Here is a 6,646-nt window from a genome sequence, read left to right on the forward strand (position 1 = left end):
ACATCACAGGAGGTTTTTAAATGGATATGGATACTTACTATTGGGAAATGGTAAAAAAGAACATTGGTGTCTATTCAAAAGCAGAATAAGAATGTCTTAGGAATAAAAGAGTAATTATCTTTGGATTAGGGGTACTACCGATGAATCCAACTATATTATTGGGTGTTTTAATAGGTACTTTGATGGCTGTATTGTTTACAAAGGGGTTACCGGCGGGGTTAATTATTGCAGCTGGAATAATAGCCATCAATTCTATGAAAAGAAAGGGATTTTAAAAATGAAAAAGAATTGGAAATCTATAAGTTTAATGGGTATTTTTTTCGTTCTTTTACTGTCTAGCTGTTCAAATCATCAAGAAGTTTCAAAGGGGACAAAAACTTCTAAAATAATAAAAGAAGAATACAAAATTCCACTAGAAGACGAAACATTATTTTTACTTCATAAAAGTGTAAATACAAAAAAGCAATATACATCAGACGAAATCATTTTGTTTTTAGAACCATTTAGTGTTCCTACTGCAGCAGCCTTTGATGTATCAAAATATTCATGGATGGATGAGTATGCAAAAAAAGGATATGATACGTGGGCAATGGATTTTAGAGGCTTTGGGCAATCTTCAAGGCCAAAAGAAATGTCAGAAGCGCCTAACTTAAATAAACCAGTCGTTCATTTAGATGATGCAACAAAAGATTTAGAAACGGTTGTGAATTGGATTAAAAGTAAAAGGAATGTAAAAAAAATTCATCTTGTTGGCTGGTCATACGGGGGAGTGGTAGCTGGAAATTATGCAATATCACATTTTGATGATGTTAATACACTTGTTTTATATGGGTACATGCATGGGTTTACGCTTCCAATGATGACAGAGCCCTTTGACAATCCGTTACAGCAGGGGGAATTCAATCCTCATACACCCTCTTATCAAACTGTAGACTTTGATAAAGGAATGCATCACTGGCATATGATGATGGGCGAGAAAAAAATTGTCACAAATGAAGCTATGGATTCTGTAAAACATGTATTTCTTCACTCAGATCCAATTAGCGAGAAAAATAATGGCATCATTCGTCGACCGATGGGGCCTCTAGAAGATTTATATTCTATTTGGAATAACCGTCCTTTATATGATGCATCTCAGATTACTGCTCCTGTGCTGGTTATTTATGGAGAAGATGATTTATTTGCCGATAGAGATATGCTATCGAAATTAACTGGGACTAAGCAAAAAAAGGAAGTTGTGATTCCTAATGCAACACACTGGGCAGTATATGAAAAAAATCATGATGTTCTATTTAAAGAAGTATTGAATTTTATAGAAATGAAAGAAGGAAAAAAGGGATGAACAGAGATATAACAATCGGTCTAGATTATCAGTCTTAGTAGGGGTAGCACCACATTAAGGGAAAAGTTTACTCAAAAGACGATTCTCATATATTTAAAGAATCGTCTTCTTATTTTACACACTGAGCTTTAGCTTGCAGAAAGCACCTTTGTAGCAGAGAGTGTGGTCTAAAACCGCTTGTTTTTAGTAGTTTCACCTTCATCCACCTACAAAGAATTTACATACTTCAACGTGTAATTGTTCAGTAAAGGGTAGACATCTACTTAGCACTTTTCTATTCCAATTCCTATATTATAGGCTATATATGTTTAATGCGTTAAAAATCATTTGGAAAGTAGGAGGAGAACATGTACGAACAATATCTAAGACACTATTGGTATTATGGGTACCCAGCTAGTTTTATAGACCCGAATGCACCATCCACAGTATTTCCAGCGCATATACCCCCAGTAAATAATCCGATGTATGCACCACCCTCAATATTTCCAGGGTATACCGCCCCAGTAAATAATCCAATATATGCACCGTCCTCAATATCTCCAGCGTATACAACATCTGTGAAAGGGGAATTTAATACACAACTTCCCCCTTCAATGACAAACAAAAAGGAAGCTTATTCCACAGATTTTTTTTCAAAGATAAATCCTTTAATTTCGAAACATTACGCGCAGCTGGGTTTGTAGTTGACAACGGTGCTGATCTCAATGAAGTGTTCTTGACCGTTGCTGCAATCCAGGAGGGAGATGAAGAAGCATGGATGCGGGCGTGGAAATCTACCGCAGACCGTATTTATGAACGTGGGAAATATTCCTTCGAGTATGGGGACAAAGTCAGCGCACGGGAGGCGTTTTTGCGCGCTTCGGCCTACTATCGCAACGCTGAATTTTACCGACGTAATGATCCTCTAAACGATCCGCACGTTCTCAATCTATTCAACCTTTCTCGCGAGGCGTTTGTGAAGGCAGGCAAACTGCTGGATGGCCCCTTCGAGGAGATCGCTATCCCTTACGGTAAAGATAAGCTCCCTGGATACTTACTACTCGTGGACGACAGTGGGAAACCTCGACCGACTATCATTTATACTAATGGATTTGACTCGACGACAGAAGAAGGCTACTACGTTATTGGCGCAGCCGCGTTGCGACGCGGTTATAACGTAATTCTGTATGACGGCCCCGGTACGGGTCGCATGATCCGTGAGAAAAAAGTATCCTACCGTCCGGATTGGGAAGTAGTGCTCGGTCCTGTTATGGATTATGCTGAGACACGTCCTGAGATTGACACGTCCAAAATTGTGCTGTTTGGATATAGCCTGGGCGGATATCTGTGCGCTCGGACAGCCGCTTTTGATCATCGTCCGGCAGCAATCGTGCTCGACGACGGTATAACGAGCTTTAGCGCGACGTATCCTCCCCTTCCGGAATTTCTTGTTGAATGGATTAGAGCCGGACGCGATGAGCAGGCGATACCCGTACTCGAATGGATTAAGAAACACGACACCTATGCTCGCTGGGCTTTGCAAAATGGTGTGTGGGTGTTTGGCACTTCGAATGAACCCGAATACATCCGTAAGAGCGAGCAGTTTTCTCTCACCACTGAAGACATGCACAAAATCAAGTCCCCGGCTCTAATTCTTGAGGGAGAGAACGATATTGTGTTCAAAGGCCAGGCAAGCAAACTAGCGTCCGAGCTAAAAGCGCCACACAAGCATGTCGTAATGCGAAACGCTGATGGTGCAGGTGAGCACTGCCATATGGGTGCAATGCGTCTGCTTCATCAGACCATTTTCGACTGGCTCCATACGACCCTGGGAGATCGTTAGTTGAGCAATATGAAATTATAGATATTCAAAATCTATTTTATAAAGTCAAAAGGCGAGGGCTTTATGCCAGTATCACAGCATACTCCGTAAATTAGCAAGAAATTCATGAGCTATGTTTTTTTGAAATCAATTTTGCACCAGAACCTTTCAGAGTAACGGTGTTTCTTTAGTACCAAACTGAAACGGGCATTAAGTTCTTTGACTTAATGCCCGTTTTTGATCCTATTACCATTACTATTTGGGTCCATCATTGGCCCCAAACCCTTATTAGAAAGCAAAGCAAGTACAACCAATACCCCATCTAGTTCCATCTTTTCCTATTACGGTATGAGTGTGCTGATGGAGAGGGTTACTGCAACGGTGTGACTTGTGATTATGGGCATCGCGAGAAAGTATATTGTGGGCTATATTAGCCCCACCATACCCATATACTCCCGTCGGTGCCCAATCGGGTGATGCTGGTGGTAATTCAGGTGATAAATTCTTAAATTCATCATTTCCATAAACAACCTGCCCACCCATAATGGTGAGTAATGATTCAAGGTCTTTGATTTCTTCTTCTGGCACAGTAAAGTAGTCAGAAGACAATACAGCAATATCAGCAAACTGACCTACTGCAAGGGTTCCCTTTTTACCTTCATCACCAGAGAACCATGCACTTCCTTTGGAATATAGTTCCAGGGCTACTTTTCTGTCAAGTTTATTCTTTTCATCATATATCGAAAGACCACCAATGGTTTTTCCGGCAACCATCCAGTAAAGAGCAACCCAAGGGTTATAGCTAGAAACTCTGGTTGCATCACTACCGGCGCCAACAGGTATACCCAGGTCTAGCATACGATAAATTGGGGGAGTACGCTTTGCAGCTTCTTTTCCGTATAAATCAACAAAGTATTCACCTTGGAAAGCCATGCGATCTTGGATGGCAATACCGCCATTTAAAGCCCTAACACGTTCCATACTGCGATCTGAGATTGTTTCTGCATGGTCAAACCACCAGCGTAGACCATTAAAAGGAATTTCTCTGTTGACTTCCTCAAAAACATTTAAGAAACGTGTTATTGACTCGTCATAAGTTGCATGTAAACGGAATGGCCAACGGTTTTCCACCAATAGAGAAATTACTTTCTTTAAGTCAGCTTCCATCACCGTAGCTAGGTCGGGCCGTGGCATTTGAAATTTTTCAAAATCGGCTGCCGAGAATACTAACATTTCTCCGGCACCATTCATTTTATACTTATCATTTCCTTGACCCGGAGAAACAATTTTGGTCCATGAAGCAAAGTCTTCATATTCATGATTTGGATTTTGTGTAAATAGATTATAAGCAATACGCAAAGTTAATTGATCCTTCTCGGCTAAACGTTCCACAACTTTGTAATCATCAGGATAATTTTGGAATCCACCACCTGCGTCAATGGCACTTGTGATACCTAATCTATTTAATTCGCGCATAAAATGGCGAGTTGAGTTAATCTGGTCGTCAAAATTAAGTACTGGAGCTCTACCCAAACTTGAATAAAGAATAGAAGCGTTAGGATTGGCAATTTCTAGATTGAGTAAACCAATAAGCCATAATAATTAAGCCTAAAAAATACACCATATATACCGCCAAAAATACCATAGTTGAGTTTAGGGATGAATATTGCTTTCCTAAATCATTGATAGCTCGGAAAGCATCAATGTTTAATTGAGAAAAAGACATTTTTAAATCGCTCCTTATTGTGTGTCCATAACTTTATTATGTGAAAAAGTTTTTAACTGAGGCTCAACGGTTTCTTAATTAATTCTTAGTTATTTCTTAACAATTCTTGTTTGTGTATAAGGAGAATTATGGTAAAGAGTTTATAGTGAAAAAATTGATTTTAGTGACATTAGTATTACAAAACTGTAAGGATTAGCTCATTAAAGATTTTTAATAAAATAGTTATTTGAATAAAAACTGAAACCGGCATTTGAAATATTAATTGTATCTTGATATGTGTACGTAACTTTTGCAGAGCTAGGCATATCGATAAATATAGGGGTATGTACCAATCGTAATTTCGAGGACTATTCGTGTGAACAGCTCCGTACCCGTCACGGTCGGAAATTAAGATCCAACTGTGACGGATATCTGACTTATATTATTGAGGGAACAGGCCGGAAGGATGTTACGGTATTGTTGTAGGGTTCCAGACGGACCTGCGCGCTTACCCCAGCATTTGCGAGTGCAGTCACCGCATTCAAGATAGCAGTTCTGCTACCAGATATGAAGGCTGTGCTATAGTTCACGAATAGGGGATGAATGGGATGTTGATTGAGAACTTCTTGATGATAAATTGTTTTCATCGTGATGTTTGGGGGATGAACGGGGTGTTGATTTGGAATTACTTGATGATAAATTGTTTTCATCGTGACGTTCGCTGTCAGCGTGAAGCCTTCTGTAGTGATGCCAGTCAACGAAGTCCCATTAAATGAAGTGAGTTTGACTGTAAGCATGTGACGCTTTTTTATATTTATTCCTCCTTTATTATTAGACTCAATTTATTTTATGCTTGTCCAGCAATTTAGTGTAGACACTTACATCATAATAAGTTGAAAGATTTATGAGATTATATTTTGACAAGACGTGGGGATTAAAAGCAGGAAGCTGAACAAAAATGCTATTTGAATAAAGGCTAGTGAACCAGTTTTTAACACTCACTGAAATTAAGAATCATAACATACTTTGTAATAATTTATATGGAAGTGAGTTGAATAATAATGTTTTATTCATATTTTGATACCCGAGCTAGAATGCGTCCGTACGGTACGGCGGGTATTACGTATAGCGGAGCACAAAGCACAATTCAGGCTGTTCAACAAGCGTTACAAGCACAGCAGCAAATGCAACAAGGTATACAACCATACTATTCATCTATGGAATATTATTACCCAATGCATCATATTACGCCATACGGTATTTCTTTTTCAACAGTTCCATATGAACTGTATACAATTTATAAAAATTTCATTTTGTATGTATTTGAAACACAAAAAGAGAACTTCATAAAAGTGCTCTCGTGACGAGATCATTTTCTCAAAAGAAAGGAATCACCATATTATATGAAGCTTTTCTGAAATGCGGTTGGGTGATTAATTTGTATTTTCATAATAAAGAGCAGCCAGCAAAAGCTAACTGCTCGGTTCTCCAAGGGGGGACAAGGAGAGAGGTTAGGGACTTCATTAAATGAATTCTGGCTATCGCCTATCTATGTTATTGACGGAATATTGAATTTTATTCAGGGGATAGAGGGAAATGGAAAATTCTAGACTGTCCCAACTTGGTTTTGGTCTGCAATATCAGAATCGTATGTGTTTGTTGCACTAACACCGCTAAATGTATTGGCAACAAAAGCAACATTTGATGAACCTGAACCATTATAAGCTTTTGTATTTTCCTTTGGAGAAACGTTATAAAAGTCACCTAAGTTGAAAGAGCCGTTACTATTTTGTACAAC

At 39.0% G+C, this 6,646-nt stretch carries 4 protein-coding genes and 4 pseudogenes; 4 read left to right on the plus strand and 4 right to left on the minus strand.

All coding sequences use genetic code 11. The annotated features are described in order from the left end of the window. Positions 1–122 precede the first annotated feature (122 nt). Together KI356_RS16145 and KI356_RS16150 are read left to right on the plus strand one after the other, a co-directional pair. Positions 123–275: pseudogene (locus tag KI356_RS16145) on the plus strand (DUF441 family protein); the annotation flags it as partial. 2 nt (positions 276–277) lie between these two features. Then, positions 278–1,342 carry an alpha/beta fold hydrolase gene (locus tag KI356_RS16150; RefSeq protein ID WP_212935892.1) on the plus strand — a complete coding sequence of 355 codons (1,065 nt, stop codon included), beginning with the start codon at positions 278–280 and terminating at the stop codon, positions 1,340–1,342. A 379-nt stretch (positions 1,343–1,721) separates the two neighbouring features. Here KI356_RS16150 and KI356_RS16155 read toward each other — a convergent pair whose 3' ends face one another. Continuing rightward, entirely contained in the window at positions 1,722–1,946 is a 225-nt protein-coding gene (locus tag KI356_RS16155) for a hypothetical protein (RefSeq protein ID WP_212935893.1), read from the minus strand. 111 nt (positions 1,947–2,057) lie between these two features. Between KI356_RS16155 and KI356_RS16160 the strand changes: the two genes are divergently transcribed. Beyond that, on the plus strand, positions 2,058–3,164 hold the full coding sequence (locus KI356_RS16160) for an alpha/beta hydrolase family protein (protein ID WP_212935894.1): 1,107 nt from the start codon (positions 2,058–2,060) through the stop codon (positions 3,162–3,164). 267 nt (positions 3,165–3,431) lie between these two features. On the opposite strand, the pseudogene KI356_RS16165 reads toward KI356_RS16160, so the two are convergent. Both KI356_RS16165 and KI356_RS16170 read right to left on the minus strand, forming a co-directional pair. Beyond that, positions 3,432–4,718: pseudogene (locus KI356_RS16165) on the minus strand (amidohydrolase family protein); the annotation flags it as partial. Next, a pseudogene (locus tag KI356_RS16170) lies at positions 4,714–4,869 on the minus strand (undecaprenyl-diphosphatase); the annotation flags it as partial. The pseudogenes KI356_RS16170 and KI356_RS16165, both read right to left, overlap by 5 nt. A 1,040-nt stretch (positions 4,870–5,909) precedes the next feature. Between KI356_RS16170 and KI356_RS16175 the strand changes: the two are divergent. Beyond that, positions 5,910–6,151, plus strand: a pseudogene (locus tag KI356_RS16175) (DUF3947 family protein). Between the two features lie 303 nt (positions 6,152–6,454). On the opposite strand, the gene KI356_RS16180 reads toward KI356_RS16175, so the two are convergent. Further along, positions 6,455–6,646 (minus strand): spore germination protein (locus KI356_RS16180; RefSeq protein WP_212935896.1); only part of this gene is annotated, 192 nt, incomplete at its 5' end.

The organism is Bacillus hominis (genome assembly GCF_018332515.1).
GTDB lineage: Bacteria > Bacillota > Bacilli > Bacillales > Bacillaceae_G > Bacillus_A > Bacillus_A hominis.

Excerpts from the sequence above, each read along its gene's own strand:
- KI356_RS16150 (WP_212935892.1), top strand. The coding sequence starts at position 278 with ATGAAAAAGAATTGGAAATCTATAAGTTTAATGGGTATTTTTTTCGTT.